Annotated in this window: 24 protein-coding genes and 2 pseudogenes; 13 read left to right on the forward strand and 13 right to left on the reverse strand. The window is 67.3% G+C overall.

Going from position 1 to position 22,963, the window contains the following annotated elements; genetic code table 11:
- Positions 1-24: 24 nt before the first annotated feature.
- From OG225_RS04440 to OG225_RS04450, 3 genes are all read left to right on the forward strand, one after another.
- Complete coding sequence (locus OG225_RS04440; protein WP_405180507.1) at positions 25-1,041, forward strand: neutral zinc metallopeptidase; 1,017 nt, start codon at positions 25-27, stop codon at positions 1,039-1,041.
- A 66-nt stretch (positions 1,042-1,107) separates the two neighbouring features.
- Complete coding sequence (gene polA / locus OG225_RS04445; RefSeq protein WP_405180508.1) at positions 1,108-3,852, forward strand: DNA polymerase I; 2,745 nt, start codon at positions 1,108-1,110, stop codon at positions 3,850-3,852.
- Between the two features lie 201 nt (positions 3,853-4,053).
- Entirely contained in the window at positions 4,054-4,545 is a 492-nt protein-coding gene (locus tag OG225_RS04450; RefSeq protein ID WP_405180509.1) for a beta-class carbonic anhydrase, read from the forward strand.
- 6 nt (positions 4,546-4,551) lie between these two features.
- Here the strand turns inward: OG225_RS04450 and OG225_RS04455 are convergent, their stop codons facing one another.
- Positions 4,552-5,151: a TetR/AcrR family transcriptional regulator gene (locus OG225_RS04455; RefSeq protein ID WP_405180510.1), complete on the reverse strand. Its 600-nt coding sequence runs from the start codon at positions 5,149-5,151 to the stop codon at positions 4,552-4,554.
- 65 nt (positions 5,152-5,216) lie between these two features.
- Here OG225_RS04455 and OG225_RS04460 point away from each other — a divergent pair, with 65 nt between their 5' ends.
- The gene (locus OG225_RS04460; protein WP_405180511.1) at positions 5,217-6,521 is read left to right on the forward strand and encodes a DUF3533 domain-containing protein; all 1,305 of its coding nucleotides are present in this window, start codon (positions 5,217-5,219) and stop codon (positions 6,519-6,521) included.
- Positions 6,522-6,650: 129 nt separating this feature from the next.
- Here the strand turns inward: OG225_RS04460 and OG225_RS04465 are convergent, their stop codons facing one another.
- Complete coding sequence (locus OG225_RS04465; RefSeq protein WP_405180512.1) at positions 6,651-6,959, reverse strand: DUF6191 domain-containing protein; 309 nt, start codon at positions 6,957-6,959, stop codon at positions 6,651-6,653.
- A gap of 357 nt (positions 6,960-7,316) precedes the next feature.
- On the opposite strand from OG225_RS04465, the gene OG225_RS04470 reads away from it, so the two are divergent.
- On the forward strand, positions 7,317-7,754 hold the full coding sequence (locus OG225_RS04470) for an alpha-isopropylmalate synthase regulatory domain-containing protein (protein WP_216909248.1): 438 nt from the start codon (positions 7,317-7,319) through the stop codon (positions 7,752-7,754).
- A 114-nt stretch (positions 7,755-7,868) separates the two neighbouring features.
- Here the strand turns inward: OG225_RS04470 and trxA are convergent, their stop codons facing one another.
- Positions 7,869-8,240, reverse strand: a complete 372-nt coding sequence (gene trxA / locus OG225_RS04475) for a thioredoxin (protein WP_216909250.1) — start codon at positions 8,238-8,240, stop codon at positions 7,869-7,871.
- A 43-nt stretch (positions 8,241-8,283) separates the two neighbouring features.
- Positions 8,284-8,850: a 2'-5' RNA ligase family protein gene (locus OG225_RS04480; RefSeq protein WP_405180513.1), complete on the reverse strand. Its 567-nt coding sequence runs from the start codon at positions 8,848-8,850 to the stop codon at positions 8,284-8,286.
- A 79-nt stretch (positions 8,851-8,929) separates the two neighbouring features.
- On the opposite strand from OG225_RS04480, the gene OG225_RS04485 reads away from it, so the two are divergent.
- Together OG225_RS04485 and OG225_RS04490 are read left to right on the forward strand one after the other, a co-directional pair.
- The gene (locus OG225_RS04485; RefSeq protein ID WP_405180514.1) at positions 8,930-10,015 is read left to right on the forward strand and encodes an isocitrate/isopropylmalate dehydrogenase family protein; all 1,086 of its coding nucleotides are present in this window, start codon (positions 8,930-8,932) and stop codon (positions 10,013-10,015) included.
- A 186-nt stretch (positions 10,016-10,201) separates the two neighbouring features.
- The gene (locus OG225_RS04490; protein ID WP_216909256.1) at positions 10,202-10,447 is read left to right on the forward strand and encodes a CsbD family protein; all 246 of its coding nucleotides are present in this window, start codon (positions 10,202-10,204) and stop codon (positions 10,445-10,447) included.
- A gap of 68 nt (positions 10,448-10,515) precedes the next feature.
- Here the strand turns inward: OG225_RS04490 and OG225_RS04495 are convergent, their stop codons facing one another.
- From OG225_RS04495 to OG225_RS04505, 3 genes are all read right to left on the reverse strand, one after another.
- The gene (locus OG225_RS04495; protein WP_405180515.1) at positions 10,516-10,674 is read right to left on the reverse strand and encodes a hypothetical protein; all 159 of its coding nucleotides are present in this window, start codon (positions 10,672-10,674) and stop codon (positions 10,516-10,518) included.
- A gap of 133 nt (positions 10,675-10,807) precedes the next feature.
- Positions 10,808-10,981 (reverse strand): CsbD family protein, encoded by a 174-nt coding sequence (locus OG225_RS04500; protein ID WP_405180516.1) that lies wholly within the window; start codon positions 10,979-10,981, stop codon positions 10,808-10,810.
- 118 nt (positions 10,982-11,099) lie between these two features.
- On the reverse strand, positions 11,100-11,606 hold the full coding sequence (locus OG225_RS04505; protein ID WP_405180517.1) for a flavin reductase family protein: 507 nt from the start codon (positions 11,604-11,606) through the stop codon (positions 11,100-11,102).
- A 322-nt stretch (positions 11,607-11,928) separates the two neighbouring features.
- Here OG225_RS04505 and OG225_RS04510 point away from each other — a divergent pair.
- The 4 genes and pseudogenes from OG225_RS04510 to OG225_RS04525 form a co-directional block, all read left to right on the forward strand.
- Positions 11,929-12,655, forward strand: a pseudogene (locus OG225_RS04510) (alpha/beta-hydrolase N-terminal domain-containing protein); the annotation flags it as partial.
- Between the two features lie 72 nt (positions 12,656-12,727).
- Positions 12,728-13,030: an alpha/beta-hydrolase family protein gene (locus OG225_RS04515; protein WP_405183194.1), complete on the forward strand. Its 303-nt coding sequence runs from the start codon at positions 12,728-12,730 to the stop codon at positions 13,028-13,030.
- 82 nt (positions 13,031-13,112) lie between these two features.
- Positions 13,113-13,748: a TetR family transcriptional regulator gene (locus OG225_RS04520; protein ID WP_405180518.1), complete on the forward strand. Its 636-nt coding sequence runs from the start codon at positions 13,113-13,115 to the stop codon at positions 13,746-13,748.
- Between the two features lie 288 nt (positions 13,749-14,036).
- Positions 14,037-14,621 (forward strand): hypothetical protein, encoded by a 585-nt coding sequence (locus tag OG225_RS04525; protein ID WP_405180519.1) that lies wholly within the window; start codon positions 14,037-14,039, stop codon positions 14,619-14,621.
- Between the two features lie 28 nt (positions 14,622-14,649).
- On the opposite strand, the gene OG225_RS04530 is transcribed toward OG225_RS04525, so the two are convergent.
- Complete coding sequence (locus OG225_RS04530; RefSeq protein WP_405183195.1) at positions 14,650-16,020, reverse strand: FAD-dependent oxidoreductase; 1,371 nt, start codon at positions 16,018-16,020, stop codon at positions 14,650-14,652.
- A gap of 202 nt (positions 16,021-16,222) precedes the next feature.
- Positions 16,223-16,711, reverse strand: a pseudogene (locus OG225_RS04535) (NAD(P)/FAD-dependent oxidoreductase); the annotation flags it as partial.
- Between the two features lie 160 nt (positions 16,712-16,871).
- On the opposite strand from OG225_RS04535, the gene OG225_RS04540 reads away from it, so the two are divergent.
- Together OG225_RS04540 and fadD1 are read left to right on the forward strand one after the other, a co-directional pair.
- Positions 16,872-17,516, forward strand: a complete 645-nt coding sequence (locus OG225_RS04540) for a TetR/AcrR family transcriptional regulator (RefSeq protein WP_405180520.1) — start codon at positions 16,872-16,874, stop codon at positions 17,514-17,516.
- 72 nt (positions 17,517-17,588) lie between these two features.
- Positions 17,589-19,181, forward strand: coding sequence for a fatty-acid--CoA ligase FadD1 (fadD1, locus tag OG225_RS04545; protein WP_405180521.1), 1,593 nt, complete (start codon positions 17,589-17,591; stop codon positions 19,179-19,181).
- A gap of 9 nt (positions 19,182-19,190) precedes the next feature.
- Here the strand turns inward: fadD1 and OG225_RS04550 are convergent, their stop codons facing one another.
- The 4 genes from OG225_RS04550 to OG225_RS04565 all read right to left on the reverse strand — a co-directional run bounded on the left by OG225_RS04550 (position 19,191) and on the right by OG225_RS04565 (position 22,870).
- Entirely contained in the window at positions 19,191-19,682 is a 492-nt protein-coding gene (locus tag OG225_RS04550; RefSeq protein ID WP_216909274.1) for a GyrI-like domain-containing protein, read from the reverse strand.
- A gap of 97 nt (positions 19,683-19,779) precedes the next feature.
- A complete protein-coding gene (locus tag OG225_RS04555) occupies positions 19,780-20,571 on the reverse strand; it encodes an SDR family NAD(P)-dependent oxidoreductase (protein WP_405180522.1) in 792 nt (263 codons plus the stop codon).
- On the reverse strand, positions 20,568-21,497 hold the full coding sequence (locus tag OG225_RS04560; protein WP_405180523.1) for an alpha/beta hydrolase: 930 nt from the start codon (positions 21,495-21,497) through the stop codon (positions 20,568-20,570). Before OG225_RS04560 ends, OG225_RS04555 begins: the two co-directional genes overlap by 4 nt.
- Positions 21,494-22,870 carry a flavin-containing monooxygenase gene (locus tag OG225_RS04565; RefSeq protein ID WP_405180524.1) on the reverse strand — a complete coding sequence of 459 codons (1,377 nt, stop codon included), beginning with the start codon at positions 22,868-22,870 and terminating at the stop codon, positions 21,494-21,496. The genes OG225_RS04560 and OG225_RS04565 overlap by 4 nt, the downstream gene beginning before the upstream one ends.
- Between the last annotated feature and the right edge of the window lie 93 nt (positions 22,871-22,963).

Consider the following 22,963-nt stretch of genomic DNA (forward strand, 5'->3'; position numbering starts at 1 on the left):
ACGAAGCTGGGTCAGGGAATAGTCATGAACACGCCGCTGACGACTCGATGGCTGCGGATGCGGCGTCGTCGACGATTCCCGATCCTGGTGGCATTCGGAGTGGTCGGAATTCTGGCCGCGGCGGCGCTGGTCGCCGCGGGAAGAACGCTCGAGCCCAAGGATCCGCGCAGTACGCACCATGCCGCCGCGGTCGAGGGGGTGCCCGGATTCCAGGGCACGGTGACCGAGGATCCGAATCCGGCGCGCGACGGCGCCCCGCCGATCGCGTCCGGTCCGCTGGCCGGCGTGTCGCGGGTGGGCGTCCCGCCGCTCGCGTCGAGCCGAGCGGTCTCGGCGCTGGTCGATCATCCGCTCTTCGCGCAGCATATCGGGCTGGAGCGGGTCGACTGCGCGCTGCCGCGATGGCATGACGACGCGCTGACCGCGCAGGATTTCTACAAGGCGGCGATCGGCTGCCTCGACGCCGCCTGGGAGCCGACGCTACGCGGGGCGGGTTTGCCGTTCCGCACCCCGAGGCTGCTCGCGCCGCAACAGGCCGGATCGGTCAACAGTCCGTGCGCGCCGAACGTCTCCGAGATCCGCGAGGGTTCCTATTGCGCGACCGACGAGACCATTCTGCTGCCGTTCGACACGGTGCGCCCGTTGGCCGTCGGCTCACGCCGTGGCGCGCAACTGGCGGTCGTCGCGCGCGAATACGGCCACCACATCCAGACCATCATCGGGCTCACCCGCGCCTACACCGACAAGCGTGCCGCGCTCGGCTGGAATTCGTCGGCGGGCCAGGAACAGGGCAGGCGCTGGGAGTTGCAGGCGGGATGTTTCTCCGGAATGTTCCTCGGCACCGGTTTCGATCGCGGCGATATCGATGAACAGACCTGGGAGGAGGCCGCCCGCGTCAACCGCTCCGCCGGTGACCGGCCGGGCGAACCGCGTGGGTACGGCACCGACGCCAATGCCTGGGGGTGGTGGAAGTGGGGGTCGGACAAGGGCGACACCTGGGAGTGCAACACCTGGTACGCCGCCCAGGTGAACGTCGACTGAGCGGTGCGCGGCCCGCCCGGGTGTCGGCGTAGTGCCTTGTCGGTGCCGGTCCCTAGACTCGGGGGCGTGAGTTCACCCACGACTGCGCAGCGTCCAGCCACCGGCTCCGGTTCCAGCGACTCCGCCGGTGGGGACCGGCCGACTCTGCTCCTGCTGGACGGGCATTCGATCGCCTACCGCGCGTTCTTCGCGCTACCGGCGGAGAACTTCAAAACGGTGACCGGGCAGACCACCAACGCCGTCTACGGATTCACCGCGATGCTGATCAACCTGCTGCGCGACGAGAAGCCGACGCACGTCGCCGCCGCGTTCGACGTCTCGCGCAAGACGTTCCGCACCGAGGCGTATCCGGAATACAAGGCCAATCGCAGCCAGACGCCCGACGAATTCCGGGGCCAGGTCGAACTCACCAAGGATGTCCTCGGCGCGATGGGGATTCCGGTGATGGCGATCGACGGCTACGAGGCCGACGACGTGATCGCCACACTCACCACCCAGGCGCTGTCGGAGGGTTTCCGCATCCTCATCGTCACCGGCGATCGCGACGCGATCCAGTTGGTCAACGACGATGTCACGGTGCTCTACCCGCGCAAGGGCGTCTCGGATCTGACCAGGTTCACCCCGGACGAGGTGATGACCAAATACGGTCTCACCCCGACCCAGTACCCCGATTACGCGGCACTGCGCGGCGACCCGAGCGACAACCTGCCCGGCATTCCCGGGGTGGGGGAGAAGACCGCGGCGAAGTGGGTGCGCGAATTCGGCGATCTCGCGACGCTGGTCGACAAGGTCGACGAGGTCAAGGGCAAGGTCGGCGACTCGTTGCGCGCCAATCTCAGCAGCGTGGTGCTCAACCGTCAGCTCACCGAGATGGTGAAGGATGTGCCGCTGCCCTACACCCCTGAGCAGCTGGCCCAGCAGCCGTGGGATCGCAACAAGATCCACCAGCTGTTCGACGATCTGGAATTCCGGGTGCTGCGCGATCGTCTCTTCGAGACCCTGGTGCCGCCGGAACCCGAGGCCGAGGCCGGATTCGACATCAGCGGTGGCGCACTCGAAGTGGGCGCCGTCGCGGACTGGCTGGCCGAGCACGCCGTCGCGGGGACCCGGCACGGCGTGTCGGTGGTCGGCACGGGCACGCCGGTCGACGGTGATGTGAAGGCGCTCGCGATCGCGGCGGGCGACGGCGAGAGCGGCTATATCGACGTCACGGTGCTGACGCCCGAGGACGAGGCCGCGCTCGGCGCGTGGCTGGCCGACGCCGCGGTGCCCAAGGCGTTGCACGAGGCCAAATCCGCCGTGCACGCGCTGCGCGGTCGCGGCTGGTCGCTGCACGGCCTGACCAGTGACACCGCGCTGGCCGCCTATCTGGTGCGGCCGGGACAGCGCACCTTCAATCTCGACGATCTCTCGCTGCGCTACCTGCACCGGGAACTGCGCGCGGAAACCGACGAGACCCAGCAGTTGTCGTTGCTCGACGACGAGGACAGCGTCGACGCGCAACTCGCGCAGACCGAGATGTTGCGTGCCAGAGCCGTTCTCGATCTGGCCGGGGCGCTCGACACCGAACTCGGCACGATCGAATCCACCCCCCTGCTCGCGGAGATGGAACTACCGCTGCTCGGCGTGCTCGCCGAACTGGAGAACTCGGGTATCGCGGTCGATGTCGCGCAGCTGGAATCCTTGCAGCGCCGGTTCGCCGACAAGGTGGCCGACGCCGCCGACGCCGCCTACGGGGTGATCGGCAAGCAGATCAATCTCGGCTCGCCGAAGCAGTTGCAGGTGGTGCTGTTCGACGAACTCGATATGCCCAAGACCAAGCGCACCAAGACCGGTTACACCACCGACGCCGACGCGCTGGAATCGCTGTTCGAGAAGACCGAGCACCCGTTCCTGGCGCACCTGCTCGAACACCGCGACGCCACCCGCCTCAAGGTCACCGTGGACGGGCTGCTGAAATCGGTCGCCGACGACGGCCGCGTCCACACCACGTTCAACCAGACCATCGCCGCGACCGGCAGGCTCTCCTCCACCGAGCCGAATCTGCAGAACATCCCGATCCGCACCGACACCGGGCGCGAGATCCGCGACACCTTCGTCGTCGGTCCCGGCTACTCGGAACTGATGACCGCCGACTACAGCCAGATCGAAATGCGGATCATGGCGCACCTCTCCGGCGACGAGGGTTTGATCGAAGCCTTCAATTCGGGCGAGGACCTGCATACTTTCGTCGCGTCCAAGGCCTTCGACATCCCGATCTCCGAGGTCACCCCCGAAGTGCGCCGCCGAATCAAGGCGATGTCCTACGGTCTGGCCTACGGACTGAGTTCCTACGGTCTGGCGGCACAGCTGAAGATCAGCACCGGTGAGGCGAAGGAGCAGATGGACGTCTACTTCGATCGTTTCGGCCGGATCCGCGACTACCTCTACGAAGTCGTCGAACAGGCACGCAAGGTCGGCTACACCCAAACCCTCTTCGGTCGCCGCCGCTACCTGCCCGATCTGGACTCGAGCAACAGGCAGCGCCGCGAGGCGGCCGAGCGCATGGCGCTGAACGCGCCCATCCAGGGCACCGCCGCCGACATCATCAAGGTGGCGATGATCGATGTGCACCGTGCCGTGCGCGAGGCCGGTCTGCGTTCGCGCATGCTGCTCCAGATCCACGACGAACTCGTCTTCGAGGTCGCCGACGGGGAACGGGAGGCGCTGGAAACCCTCGCCAGGGAACGCATGTCCTCGGCCATCGCCCTCTCGGTGCCGCTCGACGTCTCCGTCGGGACCGGCCGCAGCTGGGATTCCGCCGCCCACTGACGGTCGGGCGCGTGAAAATAGCTGTATGGCAACGAATCCACCGCGGCGAGGGTCGCCGTCGGTGGATTCGGCCGGAATTTACCGGAGCGACGCTGGGGAAAATCGGCGGATCGGACTGTCCACCGCTCGCACATTGCTGCACTAGCGTTCGGATCACCGAATTCGCACGCACGCATACCGATCGCCGAGGGATGAAACGACATGACCGTCACCGATCAGTACCTGGAGAACAACTCGGAGTACGCGAGCACCTTCGCCGGACCGCTGCCGCTGCCGCCGTCGAAGGGGGTAGCCGTCGTCGCCTGCATGGATGCCAGAATCAACGTCTACGGGGTGCTCGGACTCGCCGAGGGCGAGGCCCACGTGATCCGCAACGCCGGTGGCGTGATCACCGCCGACGAGATCCGTTCGCTCGCCATCAGTCAGCGGCTGCTCGGCACCAGGGAGATCATCCTGATCCACCACACCGACTGCGGCATGCTCACCTTCACCGACGATGATTTCAAGGCCGCCATCCAGGCCGAGACCGGTATCAAACCCGAATGGGCCGCCGAGGCCTTCTCCGATCTGGAAACCGATGTGCGCCAATCGATCGCGCGGATCGTGGATAGCGCGTTCATCCCGCACAAGGATTCCATTCGCGGGTTCGTCTTCGACGTCGCCACCGGCAAGCTGAACGAGGTGACCGTCTAGCGGTCGCTACGGCCGCGGGCGCAGGCCGAGCATGACATGGGTGACCGTGTCGTCGAGCCAGGCGTCCGCGGCTTCCGGGAACACCAGTCCGGAGCCGAGGAAGGTCGCCAGACCCTGGAGGGCCGCGACGGCGGTGAGCGCGATGCGCCGCGGGTCGCCGGGGATGATCTCGCCGCGGGTTTGGGCGTTCGCGATCAGGGAGACCGGCCGCGCGAAGGCGTGGTCGACGGCCCGTGACATCTCGTCACCGGCGACCGGGCTGTGCCTGCGGGCGAACATGAGCGCGAGCAGCGCGGAGTTCTCGGTGGCGAACCGGAGGTAGGTCAGCGCCATCGCGCGCATCGGCTCGGCGAACGATTCGGCGGGGGTGAGCGCGTCGAAGGACGCGCCGAGCCGTTCGAATCCGGCGACGGCGAGCGCGTCGAGCAACGCCTGCTTGTCCCGGAAATGCCGGGTCGGGGCGGCATGGCTGACGCCGACGTCGCGGGCGAGTTGTCGCAGCGACAGCCCGTCGACACCGGATTCGCGCAGCGTGGTCTCCGCGCGTTGCAGTAACTCGGCGCGCAGGTCGCCGTGGTGATAGGAGCGGGCGCGGGTCAGTGACATCGTGAGTGCAGGATAACAAGATGTAGGCGTTGACTACTTTGTAGGCACTGCCTACATTCAGGTTCATGACGGTCCGGATCTTCACCGCCCCGATCGCGCTGCTCGCGGTCTTCGCGGCGCTGCTCGCCACCATGTACCTCGGCTATGCCAGCAATACGGAGAAGAATCTGCACGACTTCCCGGTCGCGCTGGTGAATCAGGACGTCGGTGAGACCGTCGACGGCGCGCGGGAGAACTTCGGCGACCAGATCGCCGCGGCGCTGGTCGAAGGCGTTCCCGCCGACAAGGTCGATCTGCGCGTCCTCGGAATCTCCGAAGCCCGAGCGCAATTGAAGTCGGGCCGGGTGTACGGGGCCATCGTGATCCCGTCGGATTTCACCAAACGCCTGGTCATCCTCGGCGCGGGCGCGGTCGTACCGGGTGAGATGGAACGTCCGGTCATCACGGTGCACACCAATCCCCGCGTCGGTCCGTACACCACGGGGATCATGCAGCGCATCGCCGACACCGCCCTCGGGCAGGTCGACGACACCGTGGGTAAGAGTCTCACCGAGCGGGTCGAGGCCACGCTCGCGGCCGGTCCCGCCGCTCCAGCGGGCGACCGAATCAGCGGCGCGGCGCGGCTGATGATCGCCGATCCGATCGACGTGATCGAAGCGCCCTACCGTCCGCTGGCCGACGGCGCCGGACAGGGATTGGTCGCGTTCTTCTACACGCTGATCCTGCTCCTGGCCGGATTCACCGGCGCCATGATCATCCACACCCTGGTCGACTCGCTCCTCGGATTCATCCCGACCGAATACGGTCCGTGGTTCGTGCACCAACCCGCCACCGGTATGAGCCGGTTCCGGACGCTGCTGATCAAATGGGCCGTCGTAGGCCTCGCCGCCCCACTGCTGTCGGGGATATTCCTCGGTGTCGCGCGACTGCTGGACGTGCCGGTGCCCGGTCCGCTGCTGCTGTGGCTCTACGGCACGCTGGCCATCCTCGCGGTCGGCGTCACGGCGCTGGCGGTACTCGCCACCTTCGGTACCGCGGGACTGCTGGTCAACCTGGTGCTGTTCGTGGTGCTCGGATTGCCGTCGTCGGCGGCGACGGTACCGCTGGAGGCGGTGCCCGGCTATATCGCCGTCCTCGCGCGCTTCGAACCGATGCATCAGATCTACCTGGCCGTGCGCGCCATCATGTTCTTCGACGGCGACGCGGAAGCCGGTCTGTCCCACGGGGTCTGGATGACCGTCGTCGGTCTCGCGGTCGGGCTGGTGCTCGGGGTGGCGGCGACGCTGACCTACGACCGCCGCGGCCTGCACCGCACAGCCGACGGCGAGGTGAAGCCACCGAAAGTGTTGGCGACGTCGGTCGCGGGCTGAGCCACGTGTGAGGGCGGCCCCGGCGGTGGCCTGTCCGGTGCGACGATATCTCGGCTCGACCGCGGGAACTCGCTGACCGTCGTCGGTGGTGCGAGGCGCTCGAAGCGCGACTCGCCCGGCGCGGCAGCGTTATTCGGAGCGGCGCAGCAATCGCGCCGCTCCGACGCCCAGGTCGATCTCGTCACGCGGCGGCGCGCCGTCGGAGAGATCCTCGCGGTGCATCAACGCCGTCTGTCGCTGTTCGAACTCGTGGTGCTTGGACCCCTGGAACAGCGCGGTGACCTCTTCGAAACCCGCGGCGGCCACCGGGCGGCCCGAACGCCGGGACCAGGGCAGTACACGGCCGCCGGTGAGGCGATTCCAGAGCACTTCGGCGAATGCCAGCGCGATGAGCAGGCAGGCGAGGCCGGGAATGGTCATGGCCACGAGGAGACCCATGTGATCCACGGTACTCGAGTGAGCTGTCGCGGCGACGATCGAACGGCGTACAGCGTGAGCTGCGGCGACGGTACGCGCGAGTAGCGGAAAACGGGTATCGAATAAGGTTGCTATCGCGCTGCGATATGCCTATTCTCGGACGCGTGCCGAATCCCGCCCAGAGCCGCAGCGCCGCGCTGACTGTCGCAGACCGCGACCGCGTGGTGCCTTCGCTAACCGCGAAGGTGGCGCAGGCGCGACTTCTCGTAGTAGCCCGCCGCAGCGGGGTCTGATTCGGACCGGCCCCCTCGCTGCGGGCCGTTGATTGTTGATGCTGGTCCCCTTACACCGACATTCTTCGGGAAGACCTCTACTGCAATGACGATCCTGACTCTCGATACGACCACGTTCATCGCCGCCGCCCCCAAGGGGCTGCGCGCGGAAACCACAGAGCTGACCTCGGCGGAATTCTTCGACCGGTACTGCGTGCAGTCCGGGCCGGTCCGGCTCTCCGATTGGGCGGGCGCGGGCCACGGCTCGGAATGTACCGCGACCCTGGAATTCGATGATCACCTCCGATCGGTCGCGACGACGGGCAGCCCGGTCGCCGCACTGACCTCGGCGCTCTACGACGAGGGCTACCCGGTCGAGATCCTGCAATTCCATCAGCGCCGTACCGCCGACGGCACCGCGACGTTCGTGCGGTGCGAGTTCGACGGCAAGCGCGGCTGGGGCGCCGCCCTCGCCGACGACAGCGGGGAATCCACTGTGCGGGCGATGATTTCGAGCATCAACCGCCTCGACAACCGCTCCTAGTCCCGTCCGGCCGCCCCCGGTTCTCCCGGGCGGTCGAACAGGGAGCCACCTACGCCGACGGGCCCGCGAAGCATCGGCTTCGCGGGCCCGTCGGGATATTCGGTCGGACGCCGATTACTCGGCGGTCGCCTGCTGCTCGGCGAGTTGCTTGCGCACATCGTCCATGTCGAGTGCCTTGACCTGGGTGACCAGATCCTCCAGCGCCGCCGGTGGAAGCGCGCCCGGCTGCGCGAAGACCAGCACGCCTTCGCGGAAGGCCATGATGGTCGGGATGGAGCGGATATTCGCGGCGGCGGCCAAGCTCTGCTCCGCCTCGGTGTCCACTTTGCCGTGCACGACATCGGGATGCTGGTCGGAGGAAGCCTCGAAGGTGGGTGCGAAGCTCTTACACGGACCGCACCACGATGCCCAGAAATCGACGAGTACCACGTCGTTTCCGGTGACTACCTCATCGAAGTTCTTTTGGGTCAGCGTCTGGGTGGCCATGACGTCCTCTCGTTTCGTGTGTCGCCAGATTCCAACGCCCGGCTCACTGTTTATCTTCCACGTCCTCGAGCGTGCTCGGTCCGGTACGGCCCGTCGCGTCGGTGACGAGCCACGCCCGCCGTTGCTCACCGTCCCACCGCCGAATACCCACCACGGTCGCCGGGAAATCACGATCGTGGGCGACGGCGTCGATCGCCTCGCCCAGTCCCGTGACCGGAACCCGGCGCGCGAGGGTGACGTGCGGGGTCCATTCGTCGGGCCGCACATTCGCGGGGATCCCGGGACACGGCGCGACCGTCCGGTGGATCAGGCGGTGCAGCGCGAGCAACGATTCGGTCGGCACGACGTGGCGGACCAGGATCGGGCGCCGCTTCCCGAAGATCAGCAATCCGCCGAGGCGCACCGGGATCGGTGCGAAGGCGCAGCGTTCGAGCGCGCGATCGATACGCGGCCAGATCTCGTGCGCCACCGCCACGGTGATATGCGGTCGATCGGTGGCGCGGCGATGCGCGGACGGGCCGGTGACGCCCGCCTGTGCCAGTGATTCCCACTGCCGCCGGATCTCGGCGTCGGCCGCGTCGTCCAGTAGCAGTTCGACCGATTGCACCATCGTCTTCCGAAACTAGCGCTCCCGGCGTGTCAGCGAGGCGGTTCGAATCGCATACGCGCCCCGGCGGCAGGATGACCGGGTGAACCATGTGAGTGAACCGCTACGACTCGGCCTGATCGAGGGGGACGGTATCGGCCCGGAGGTGGTGCGTGCCGCCCGGTCGGCGGTGGACGCGGCGCTGGTCGCGGTCGGCGCGCCCGCGATCGAATGGGTGCCGCTGCTGGTCGGCCACGCCGCGATCGCCGAATACGGCGATCCGGTCCCGGAGCAGACGCTGCGGGCACTGGAGGGTCTCGACGCCTGGATTCTCGGACCGCACGACAATGTCTCCTACCCGGACGAACACCGGCGCGGTGTCGCACCGGGCGGGGCCATTCGCAAACATTTCGGCCTCTACGCGAATATCCGCCCGGCCAGGGCGTTCACCGGCGTGCGAGCGATCGCGCCCGATATCGATCTGGTGATCGTGCGGGAGAACAGTGAAGGTTTCTACGCCGATCGCAATATGTACGCCGGATCGGGGGAGTTCCGGCCGACCCCGGATATCGCGATGGCCGTCGGCGTGGTGACCCGCCGCGCCTGCGAGTTGATCGCGCACGAGGCGTTCCGGCTCGCCGCTACCCGGCGCAAACGGGTCACCATCGTGCACAAGGCCAATGTGCTGCCGATGACCATGGGACTGTTCCGCGACGTGTGTTTCGAGATCGGACACGCCTACCCGGGGGTGGAGGTACTCGAGGAGCATGTCGACGCCACCGCCGCGCATCTGGTGCGCGCACCCGGCGATTTCGATGTGATCGTCACCGAGAACCTCTTCGGCGACATCCTCTCCGACCTGGCGGGGGAACTGAGCGGATCGCTCGGCATGGCGGCCTCGCTCAACTGCTCGGCGACCAGGGCGATGGCCCAGGCCGTGCACGGGGCCGCCCCCGGGCTCGCCGGGCACAATCGCGCCAACCCGGTCGCGTTGCAACTGTCGGCGGCGATGCTGCTGCATTGGCTCGGCACCCGTGACGGCAACGCGCTCTACGGGTACGCGGGTGACCGTATCCGGCATGCCGCCGCGTCGGCGTTCGAGGCGGGGATCGCCACCGCCGACCTCGGCGGGTTGGCGTCGATGAGCGAATTCACCGAACAGGTCTGCGCCAGGGTGCACCGTCGCTAGTCGGCCACCCGGGCGGCTGTGTTGCTGGCCGCACCGTGGCCCGAAGGTGGTGGTTCTCACCATGAGCGAAGCTGTCGGTGCAGGTAGGAGTCGATTTCTGTGGTGTGGTGCCGCGACGTCTCATGTTTGAACCCGGCCCACCGGGTATGCGACCGGAGTAAGCCGTTCCGAGACCCGGAGGTAGATGTGTCTGAACATGCGAGTGGGCCCCGAGAGGCCGTCGAAGGCGTCATCGAGGATATCAAGGGTCGGGCCAAGGAGGCGGCGGGCGCCGTCACCGGCGACCGCGATCTGAAGGACGAGGGTTCGGCCCAGCAGGACAAGGCCGCGTCACAGCGGGAGGCGGCCCGCAAGGAAGCCGAAGCGGAGTCCGCGCGTGCCGCCGCCGACCTGAACGAGGCGCGGCAGGCCGCCAAGCAGAAGGACAACTGACCGCGATACCCGCGACAAGGGGTGCGAACCGATCCGGTTCGCACCCCTTTCGTCCGTGACGCCGACCGCTACCCCTTCTTGCGCGCCAGCGCCGCCGCCAGCTGCGCTTTGTTCATCGTCGAGCGGCCCTCGATCCCGCGCTGTCCGGCCTCGTCGTACAGCTGATCCCTGGTCGGCCCCTTCGGACCCTCGCGGCCCATTCCTTCGGCATCTCGCACCTCCTCCATCAGCGGGTACCCGGCGTGGTGGCGCGAAACCAGCGCGTCGATGACCGGGAACGTGCTGCCCGAGCGAAACGAACGACGCGCGGGTACAGGTCCGGATGACCTGTACCCGCGCGCCCGCGATGTCTTCGGTGGATCAGTGGCGGAACGCGTCCTTGACCTTTTCGCCCGCGTCCTTCAGATTCGACTTGGCCTGGTCGGCCTTGCCTTCGTTGCGCTTCTCGTCGTCGCCGGTGACCTGGCCGAACTTCTCCTTGGCCTGACCGGCGAGTTCGTCGGCCTTGTTCTTCGCCTTGTCGGTGGTGCTCACGAAGATCCCCTTTCCTGAGGCGAACCGGTCTCGGTATCGACCGGTCTCTTACCGCATAGCCCGGTTCGGGGCGGGCAAACATCCGAGCATCGCGACCACCGATTTCCCGCGACCCGGATCAGGCTTCGTGACCGGGCTCGAGCGCGGCCACCCGGTCGTAACGCAGGGCGGTGATATCGGGTGCCGGAGCGGAACCGGTTTCCGGCGCGAGGACGAAGCCGACGTGGTCGCCGAGATCGTGTTTGTCGAGGATCCGTCCGCAGAACCAGCCCGCGGCGGCGTCGAGGATCGGCAGTGTGGCGGGGCCGGGGTGCCAGTCGCAGTGCGCGAATTTGTCGATGTCGTCACCCGTTTCGGCGCCGAACAGGGTCGCCAGCGAGGTCTGTCGGCTGTCGAGCAGGTGAACCGCGAGGTGGTGGGCCTCGCGGGCGAGGGTGTAGGTGTGGTTCTTCTTGGAAAGGGCGACGAGGAAACGGGGCGGGTCGATACTCACCTGGGTGGCGAACCCCACCAGGCATCCGGCGCGCAGTGGCCCTTTGCGGGTCGTCACCACGACGACCGGGTAGTCGGCACTCGCGACGAAAGCGTCGAGAACCGACCCGGCGTGTGCGCTGCCCTCGGGCATGTCTACTCCTTCGCGTTCGGACAAACCGATGGTAGGGCGGATACCCGGTGCGGCGCCGACGCACCACGAGGATGGCCGGGCACCACGCGGTGACGACACCGGCGGAGGTGCTTGCGCGTGCGGTCCGCAGCGGCGACCATGTGGCAACCTGCTCGCGGATCTGTGGCGAATATCCCGCTGACGTGCCGGTCGCGCGGGAGACCGGTCGAATCGCAAAGGAATGCGAATGGATTCAGGACCGCGCGTGCGGAATTCGCCGACCGAACCGGAGTCCGAGGCCGCCCGGTCGCCACGGGATCCGCACGGCCTGTCGTTCACCGGAATGGTGCTGGCCCTGCTCGTGGCATGGATCTCGCTGACGCCGTCACTGCTGCCACGCGGACCGCTGTTCCAGGGCATCGTGTCGGGCGCCGCGGCATTCGTCGGCTACGGCATCGGGACACTGCTCGCGGCCGTGGCGTTCTGGATGGTGCGCCGCCGACCCCCGCGCCCCAACGGGGCGGTGTGGTCGGGACTGGCCGTGCTCGCGGTGGCGGGTTTGGGGGTTTTCGTGTGGTTCGCCCGCTGGCAGCGGGAGCTGCGCACCCTCATGGAGGTCGACGGTCTGTCCTGGCGCGCCTATCCGACCATCGTGATCGTCGCGGTGATCATCTTCGCGGCATTGCTGCTGACCGCGAGGGCGGTGGTGTGGGTGGCGCGCGCGATCGCGGGTGTGCTCGGCCGGGTGCTGCCGGATCGGGTCGCGGTGGTGGCCGCGTGCCTGGTCGTGGTCGTCGGGACCGTCGGCATTCTGAACGGTGTCGTCGCCGACGCGGGGATGACGCTGCTCAACGACGTGTTCAAGAACGTGAACAACGAGATCGGCGCCGAGATCGACGCACCGGAGGGGCCGGAGCGTTCCGGTGGACCCGGGTCGCTGGTGACCTGGGAATCGCTCGGTCGCCAGGGCCGAATCTTCGTCGCGGGCGGACCGACCGCCGCGCAGCCGGCCACCTCCAGCGGCCGACCCGCGAGCACGCCGGTACGCGTCTACACCGGGTTGGCGTCGGCGCCGACACCGGAGGAGGAGGCCGCTCTCGCGGTCGCCGAGTTGGAGCGCGCGGGCGGATTCCAGCGGGCGCGTGGTCTATCTCCAGCACGCCTCCGATCCCATCACCTGGTGGACACCGGAATTGCTGTTCCGCGAACCGGATTGGCTGCGCGAACCACGCGGCGACGACGTCCTGCCCGCGACGCGCTGGTACCCTGTCGTGACCTTCTTTCAGGTTTCCGCCGATATGGCGGTATCGGTCGATGTCCCGGGCGGCCACGGCCACACCTTCCACGCCGCGATCGCCGATTCCTGGGCCGCCATCGTCGCGCCTGCGGGCTGGAGCGAAGCCGACACGCTGCGACTGCGCGCTGTTCTGACCGGATCGGCGTGATGTGGGCGCGGGGTGTGAATTCGGCCGACCGAATTCGCCGAGAGTAATGCAGTTACTGTGACCTGCCGTTTAGGGTGAATGCGTGAGTCGGCAACGGGACGAGGCGACATGCGAGCAGATCATCGCCGTGGTGATCGAACTGCTCGAGTCGGACGGTTACGACGCCGTCCAGCTGAGAGAGGTGGCCAAGCGGGCCCACATGTCGTTGGCGACTGTCTACAAGCATTTCGCCACGAGGGACGCGTTGCTCGTGGCCGCCGTCGGGCGCTGGATGGCCGTCAACGCGTATTCGGCGGTAAGGCCGCCCGGTCCGAACGAGTCGCTCTACGACGGCATGATGCGCTTGCTGACCTACATCTTTTCCCCGTGGGAGGACAACCCCAAGATGCTCGAGGCGTACTACCGTGCGCGCCACGGGGCGGGTGGCGACGGCCTGGACAACCAGGGGGTGAGCGCGGTAATGCCTATCGCGATCCCGCTATTCGAGGCCGCTGATCCGCGCTACGCGGAGGATGTCGGTCTCGTACTGGCAAATATGTCGTTCGCGCTGATCGGCCGATTCGTCGACAAGCAGATCGAGATCACCGAGATCCTGCCGACGCTGGAACGGGCGGTGTTTCGCCTGACCAACGACAATACTGTCGACGCGACCGCGGCGCGTTCGGGAAGTCGAGTCAACGAGATCGACCCCAACTACTCGTCGCCGTACAATCACTGACTCGTTCCCGCTATCTTTCTGCTATGTGTGACAGATATCACACATGTGATATGCGCAACGGCTGGATTGCAAGCGATAACCCGGTTACTGTTGCCTTCGACAGGCGTCCGAGGAAGCCGATGCACCCCCAGTCCTCAGCATCGCGCGTATGTCCCTCGGCCTGACATCCGAACCCCGCCGCGACCGCGGCACCGACTTCGTGCTGCCTCGATGCCGTACGACGGTCGCCGCGCGCGGAGCGCTTCGGTGGCAGGTCTGTCGTGATCGCACGAGAACGGAATGATAATTATGGCTCGACACATCGCAGAATCCGTCGATCGCCGCATCGGCTTCCGATCCGTTGCCGACTGGCGGGCCGACATCGACCGCCGTCCACTGCGCCGCAGACTCATCGTCATCGCCCCCACGGCGGCCGATGCCGTGCGCGATCTGGGTGGGTGGATGTTCGATATGACCACTGCGGGATGGGAAGTCACCGTCGCCGTCGCCGACCACCGTGATATCCGCTCGCTGGAGATCCTCGGCCTGCTCGTGGTCGATCTCGACCAGGTACTCGACGCTCCGCTGCACGAACTGCGCGCGGACACCATCGCCGTCGCGACCAGCAGTTACAGCTTCGACGACCGGGTGCGTGACGGGGTGCTCGACTGTATGCAACGCGGCGCGACCAGGACCATGTTCTGGGGTGACGAACTGCCGGTGGAATTCGACGACGCCACCGAGACCACGCGGCATCGGGTGAGCGTGGCGGCCCGTGCGTTCACCTCGTGTGCCATGCGGGCGGCGGGACTCGTCGAGGCCACCGCCCACACCGAGACCATCTGGACCGCGCGCGATATCCGCAGGCTCGCCGCGCTCCTTCCCGCGAGCTAGATCCGACCCGGGTCCCGACAGGCCGGGCTCAACCCTCCAAGAGGTGGGGAAGCCCGGCCCGGAACCGATCGGCGTCGATCCGTTTGGCCGGTTCGAATATCGGCAACGCCACGAGCGGGAAGATCGTCGCGCGCGCGGCCGGATTGTCGGCGGCGTCGAGTATCGCGTTGGCCGCCGCCCGTCCCGATTCGTTGGCGCTCTCCATCGTCGCCAGGTCGATATGACTGCGGACGTGATCGCCGCCGAAGAACAGGTTCGGGATCGCGCAGTGGGCGTCGGGGCGGTGATCGTAGGACCCGACCGTATTCACCAGCAGCGGCGTCGCGTTGCGCGTCGTCCCGCCGGACCAGGTGATACCGGGATCGATATGCCAGGAATGAATGTCCTCGCGCCGCAGCCAATCGGTTCCGGTGTTGAGCCACTCCGACAGCTGTGCCCAGACCTCGGCGGCGACCTCGGTCGCGGTGCACTGTTTCGCGGACCGGCCGTACAGGATGCCCGGCGAATCCCAGTCGGAGATGTCGACCGACAGGCATTCGCGAACCGAGCCGTCGCTGTAGCGCGCCGCGAAATCGCCGACCCACATGGGGGCCTGCCGTAGCGCGGTGAGAGCCCACGGCGTGCCGAGCGCGGCGATATGGCCTTCGGGGATCTCGGTCGCCGAGGTCAGGTAGTACTGGATCCCGACCATCCAATCGGTCTGGAGTTCGCGCATACCCGCCAGTCGCGGGTCGGCGTCGATGATCTCGTCGCCGAGCAGGTCCACGGCCCGCTCCACCGGAATCGCGCAGACGAACCAGTCCGCGGTCACCGTGGAGGCGACGCCACGCGAATCCACGACCGTGGCCGAACCGATCACGCCGTCACGCAGCCGCAACGTCGTCGCCCGCTGTCCGAGGACGAATCGGACCCCGCGCCCGCCGAGATAATCCACCCACGGATCGATCCAGGCCTCGTTGGTGGGGCGGTTGAGGACGCGGTCGACACCGCCGGAGAACTGGGGGATGAGTCCGGTCGCGGCGAGTACGAGGGCCTCGCCGATCGTGCCGATGGTGCGCGCGGAGCTGAGATGCGGTTTCGCGGCGACCGTGATGCGGGTCAGCGCGTTGACCAGGTAATCCTGATACGCGCGCGACTTGCCGTTCGCGTGCATGATCTGCTCCCAGGTGACGTACTCCCACTGCCCGAAACGGCGTTCGGGACTCGAGGTGAACCACACCATCATCTGTTCGGCGAAGAACGCGAGTTCGGCGGGCGGTAACTCCGGGATGAAGCTGAACGCGCCGATGATGCTGTTCTGCAACAGTTCCAGTGTCAGCTGGTCCAGTGATCCCGCTTCCACCGGTGCGAAGATCGGTGGCCTGCCACGGAATCCGGCCACCGCCCCCTCGACGCGCACGAGATTGTCGGCGACGCCGTTGCGATTGCCGGGGAACGGGATTCGCGCGCCACTGCGCCGCGATGTGGCGTTGCGCGTTCTCGCTGTCGCGCCAGTAGGCGAAATAGCAGTCGCGCCCACTGGGCTTGTCCGCGAACGGTTCTCGCGAGCCGACCAGTTGCGCCACCGTGCTGCGCCGTCCGTCGGCGCCGACGACGAGAGCGGCGCGCACCTCGCGTATCTTGCCTTCGGGGTCGCGATAGCGGACCCCACGGCAGCGTCCGCGCTCCCAGATGAGTTCCAGGACACGGCATTTCTCGCGGATGTCGACATCCGCCGCGCGGGCGGTCGCGACCAGCGCGGCGTCGAGGCGAACGCGCCGGACGCACATCGCGTAGCCGATTCCGTCTACGGGGGTGAACGCTGTCGATATCACGTGGCCCGCTCCGTCGGCGTGTGCCCGCGTGAGGTGCGGCGCGCCCGCGTCCTCGACTCGCCCGAGCGCGCCGAGTCGCTGGAGTTCGGCGACGCCGGCGGGCCACGGCAGATGCGTCGACAGCGTGTCGGACGGGAAAACGGCGCTGTCCAGGGCGATTACGCGACGGCCCGCGCGGGCGAGCGCGATCGCGGTGGCCGATCCGGCGCAACGCGCGCCGACCACGACGACATCGGTGTCCTCGACGCGGGTAACGGGGGACTCGTTCATCGTCATCGCCTCGTCGAAACTTGTATCGGACACTATGTCCGATACATGGTGTTTCGAAGGCCGCCGAATGTCAACGACGAAACGGTCACGGCACAATGGGCCCCATGGACCCTTCGATCGGACGATCGCCGCGCGCAGCGGCCGGGCGGTGGCCAGTGGACTGCGAATGTCGTCGCTGACCCGCGTGCCACGGGCGTCGCGCAAGCAGTCCGACGATCGCCGAGCCGATTTCGAGCAGCGCGTGCTGCGCGCCGTCGAGGAATTGCTCGCGGACGGCACGCCCTACACCGAGATCGCGGTGCAGAAGATCGCGGTGGCGTCGCAGGCGGCCAGATCGACCTTCTATCGGTACTTTCCCGACAAGAGTCAACTGTTGATCCGCATGGCGGACCTGGCCACCGCGGATCTGTTCGCCGCCGCGGAGCAGTGGTGGGAGACCGAGCACGCCGACCACGAATCCGGGGTCGTCGCGGCGATCGGCGCGATGATCGCGGGCTTTCGGCAGCATCGGTATCTGCTGCTCGCGCTGAGCGAGGTGGCCGCCTACGACCGTGACGTCGGCGCGTACTGGCGCGAGCGGGTCGCCACCTTCGTCGACATGGTTCGCGCGCGACTGGAATCGGATCGTGAGCGCGGCCTGATCCATGCCTCGGTCGATCCGGCGGCGACCGCGATCGTGTTGACGTCGATGGTGGAGCGGTCGATCACCGTCGCGTTCGCGCCGTCCTCGGGAATCGCCGACGAGGCGCTGGCCGCCGCGTTGGGTCGGGCGATCTGGTTGGTGGTCTACGGCGACGCGCCCCGGAAGTGACCGTCACACGGGGCAGTAGACAATTTTTCGAATCTGTATACAGATTCCTGGAACCCGTTCTAGATTGTGCCCATGGCTGCAACGGTCACCGAACTTCTGCTCGCGCGAGCCGACGATGATTGCCTCGCGATCACCTGTTCCGGACGGACCTGGACCTGGCGTGAGCACATCACGGAGGCGCGTGGCCGGGCCGCCGCTATCCTGTCGGTCGCCGATCCCGCGCGCCCGATGCATGTGGGCGCGCTGTTGGGCAATACCCCGGACATGCTGACCAGCCTCGCGGCCGGGGCGTTGGGTGGGTACGTCACGGTCGGGGTCAACAACACCCGCCGTGGTGCGGCCCTGGCCGACGACATCCGGCGCGCCGATGTGCAGATCCTGCTGACCGACGCCGAGCATCGTGGGCTGCTCGAGGGGCTCGACATCGACGGTGTCATCGTGTTCGACCTGTCCTCACCGGACTGGGCGCAACTGCTGGCCGGTGCGGGGGAATTGACCCCGTACAGTGTGCCGGGCGCGTCGGACCCGTTCATGCTGATCTTCACTTCCGGCACCAGCGGGAACCCGAAACCGGTGCGGTTGGCGCACATGATGGTGCCCTTCGCGGGCCCGCCCTTGGTCGAGCGATTCGGTATCGGCGCCGAGGACGTCTGTTACCTGTCGATGCCGCTGTTCCATTCCGCGGCGATCCTGGGCGGCTACTGCGTCGCGCTGGTCAGCGGAGCGGCGATGGCGCCGGCCAAATTCTCGGCCTCGACCTTCCTCGACGACATCCGCCGCTACGGCGCGACCTATATGAACTACGTCGGCAAACCCCTGGCCTACATCCTCGCCACCGCCCAGCGACCCGACGACGCCGACAACCCGCTGCGGGTGGCGTTCGGCAACGAGGCCACCGACCGCGACATCGACGAATTCACCCGCCGTTTCGGGTGCACGGTATGGGACGGATTCGGCTCGACCGAACTGGCGATCATCATCACCCGGGAGCCCGGCACCCCGCCCGGGTCGATCGGGAAAGGCTATCCCGGTGTGGCCGTGTACAACTCGCGGACCGTCACCGAATGCCCACCCGCGCTCTTCGACACATACGGCGCGTTGACCAATCCCGACGAGGCCATCGGCGAACTCGTCAACGCCGACGGCACCGGCCTGTTCATGGGCTACTACGGCGACGAGGCCGCCACCGCCGAACGCACCCGCGGTGGCCTGTATTGGTCCGGTGATCTGGCCTACAAGGACACCGCCGGATATATCTACCTCGCCGGACGCACCGCGGACTGGATGCGCGTGGACGGAGAGAACCTCGCCGCAGGGCCGATCGAACGGATCCTGCAACGCCTCGACGCCGTCAGCCGAGTCGCGGTCTACGCCGTACCCGACGAACACGTCGGTGACGCGGTCATGGCCGCGATCGTCCTGCGCGACAACGCTTCTCTCACACCCGGCGAGTTGACCGCCTTCCTCGGCGAGCAAGCCGACCTCTCACCCAAGGCCTGGCCGCGATTCGTCCGCCTGGCCACCGACCTACCCACCACGGCCACCAACAAAATCCTCAAACGCGCACTCGTCCAGCAAGGCGCGACCGCGGGTGAGGGAGGAACCCTGTGGCGACGCGAATCCCGGTCGACCACCTACGAGGTCGGCGAACCCGTCCCGCGCTGACCCGCCGCCTCAGGAGGGACTGATCAGCCAGTTCAGTTCCGTGCGCAACAGCGAAGGATCCATATCGGGAGCGGGCCGCGTGTGGTAGACCTCCCACCGCACCGGCCCGGCATTGGCGCCCTGTTCCTCGATCCACGATCCCAGCCGATCCCACGCGTCGCCGAGTCCGTCGAAGCCACCGACGTGCACCACCCGCGCGACCCGCCCCGCGGGCAGTCGATCCGCGACGACCTCACCCTGCGGCCGCAACTCCCGATCCACGGCGAAGCCCACATCGAGATCCCACGATTCCTCGGAGATGGACCGGAACAGCGCGTACGCGGGCCCGACGATCGTCGCCCCCTGCTCGCCGATGACCTGCGGCAGCACCTGGAACGACGAGTCGAAGAAGTCCCGCAGCCCGCTCACCGCCACTTCACCCCGAACGATCGCCGTCACCACCTCGCCCACCTCGACCACCACCGGACCGGCCGTCGGATCGACACTGCCGTCGTCGGACATGACTCTCCTCGATGTCGTGGGATATTCCACGAACACAGTAGTCACCGTCCTCGGAACCGCGGGTCAGCCGCTGGACATCGGTCGGTAGCTTCTGCCGTTATGGCGTGGCCTGTTCCATCATCGCCTTCACCCGGCCGACGACGTCGGGGTATCTGCGCAGGTGCGCGCCGCCGTTCAGATCGATGGTTGACCCGGTCATCCAGGACGCTCGGCTCGACGCGAGGCAGGCCACCGCGTCGGCGATCTCCTCGGGTTGTCCGCTGCGGCCGAGGGGGGTGTTCTCCAGGTATTCCTCGATCAGGCCCGGCACCAGCGCGGCCCCCGCGACCAGCGGGGTGTCGACCAGGCCGGGGGAGATCGCGTTGACGCGGATACCGCGTTCGGCGAGTTCGAGTGCGGCGACCTCGACCAGCATCAGCACGCCCGCCTTGGCGGCGCAGTAGGCGGCCATGCCGGTGCCGGGCCGGCGTGCGTTGAGCGAGGCGATACAGATGATGCTGCCGCCGTCTGCCATCTGCCTGCCCGCGTGTTTGAGGACGAGGAAGGTACCGGTCAGACAGACGTCGATGGTGGTGCGCCAGTGCGCGAGTTCGAGTTCGGTGAGTGTGCCCGGCATGGAGAGTCCGGCGCAGTCGACCACGGCGTGCACGCCCTGTTCGGCCTCGAATCCTCGCTGCACCGATGCCTCGTCGGTGACGTCCATGGCGATCGCGGTCACCTCGCCGCCCAGTCGGGTGGCCGCGTCCCGAGCGCCCGCCTCGTTCACATCGGCGATCACCACCCGATAACCCTCCGCCGCCAGGGTGCGCGCGGTGGCGAAACCGATGCCCGACGCGCCGCCGATCACCAGCGCCGAGCGCTTGTCCGCGCTTCCGTCAATAACGTTCATACCGACTCCTCGATCGCTGGAACGGCTGCGTCCAGCCGCAGATGACGGCGCAGGAAGCGCACCTGATGGTCGACCGCGGCATCGAAATACGGATTGCCCGAGAAGAGGTCGAAGTGGTCGCACGGGTAGTGCCTGACTTCGGCCTTCGCCTTGAAGGCCGCCTTCGTCGCGGAATGCGGTGGTGCGGCGCGGTCGAAATCGGCGATCTGCACGAGAACCGGGGCGGTGATGCGGTCGGCCTTGCGATCGGCCCGGTATCCGCCCAGTTCGAGTCCGACCGCGGCGTCGACCTCGTTGCGCCAGGTCGGACCCGCCAGGGCGAGGTAGCTCTCGTAGTAGCCGTCGGCGGTGAGCGCGGCGTGTTCGCCCGGTCTGCCGACCAGCGGCATCATCGTCGGGGTGCGGCCGAACCGCCCGGCCAGCGCGCTGCACACCCCGGTCACCGTGGATCGGGCCATCGCGGCGGCGCCGATCTGGGTCAGCGCGGTGCGGCCCGCGGCGAGTCCGTCGACCAGCGGCACCATCGCGATGACGCCGTGGATATCGGATCGGTCCGCCGCCACCGTCAGCGCGTGGCCGCCGGACTGCGAGATACCCCACAGCACAACGCGCTTCGCATCGACGCCCGGTTGCCGCGCGGCCGCGACGATGGCGGCGTGGTAGTCCTGAACCTGCGCCGTCATCGAGACCCGTTGTCGCGGTTCGCCCTCCGAGGCGCCGAAACCGCGGTAGTCGAAGGCGAATACCGCGACACCCGCCGCCGCGAGCCGTCGGGCGAACGGCGCGAGACCGGAATCCTTGGTGCCGCCGAAACCGTGCGCCATGACGACCACGGGGCGACGGTCGGCGCCGTCGGCACCGAAAAGCCAGGCGTCGCACCTGGTTCCGTGTGATTCGAACGAGATTTCCCGATAGTCCTTCGTCACTGTCGCACTCCCGTGTTCGTCACCGTGTCACTGACCGCGGCCCACTTCGGCGGCCCGAGGACGCGGGATCTCCGCGCGCCCGCGGGCAGTTCGCGTGTCCGCATATCGTGTTCGTAGAGGAAGTAGTCGACCTGCTGGGTGTGGCGGGGGCGGTCGAGCATATGCCCGGTGTAGTGCTGCTGATCGGAGACGATCACCTCGCGCATCCGCTCCGGTTCGGGCAGCCGGTACCGGCCGACCGCGTAGGCGCCGATCAGCCGGGCCTGGCATTCCACGAACGGGAACAGCGCGGGCGTCGACTGGGCGAACCCGGCGAAGACCAAGTCCTCGATCCCCGGCACGAACATCCGCTTGTACAGGTCGATCCGATTGTGGGGCGCGCTGAGGAATTCGGGATCGAAGAACGGGAAGGTGATGTTGTAGCCGGTGGCGTAGATGATCACGTCGAAATCGTCGGCGGTGCCGTCGGTGAAATGCACGGTCTGCCCGTCGAAACGCGCGATATCGGGTTTCGGGAGCACGTCACCGGATCCGAGGCGTAGCGGCAGTTCCACCGATTGGGTCGGATGCGCTTCGAAGAACTTGTGATTGGGTGTCGGCAAGCCGAAGTTCTCCGGGCGGCCCGCGGCGAGCGGTTGGCCCCACTGAGCGATCTTGCGCTGCCACGAATACGGGATGTACGGGCTGGTCCGGTAGTACTTGTCCGCGGGCTTGCCCGCGATGTATTTGGGCACGATCCACGCGCCGGAGCGGGTGGACAGGCTCAGCGTGTTCTGTAGCGCCTTCGAGGACAGTTCGACGGCGATATCGGCCGCGCTGTTGCCGAGGCCGACCACCAGGATCCGTTTTCCGGTGAAATCCATCGGCGTGCGTGGATCGATGTAGTGGTGCGCGTGCATGGTGGTTCCGGTGAATTCGCCGGGGAAGCTGGGGTAGCGCGGATCCCAGTGGTGGCCGTTCGCGACGACGAGCAGATCGAAGTACTGGGTTCCGGTGCGCTGGGTGCGCAGTTCCCAACCGCCGTCGGGCAGGCGGCGGGCGTGTTCGACACCGTTCTCGAACTGGATGTGCTCGCCGAGGCCGAACGCGGTGGAGTAGTCGTCGAGGTACTGCTTGATCTGGGTGTGGTGCGGGAAGTCGGGGAACTTCTCGGGCATCGGGAAGTCCCGGAACGACAGTTGATGTTTGGACGTGTCGATATGCAGCGATCGATAGGCGCTGCTGTGCCCGTTCGGATTGCCGAAGGCCCAGTTGCCGCCCACCCGGTCCGACGACTCGAAACACACGTACGGCACGCCGTAGTCGTTGAGCATCTTTCCCGCGGTGAGTCCGCTGATACCGGCGCCGATGACCGCGGTCCGCGGTTGATACATATCCCGATCCTTCCGAGCCGAGCAGTAGACAGAATTTGAAGAGTGTCTACTAGTAGTCACATTCTCAGATCTGTCCACAACTTGCTAGGGTTT

It is taken from the genome of Nocardia sp. NBC_01377 (assembly GCF_045040005.1).
GTDB lineage: Bacteria > Actinomycetota > Actinomycetes > Mycobacteriales > Mycobacteriaceae > Nocardia > Nocardia noduli.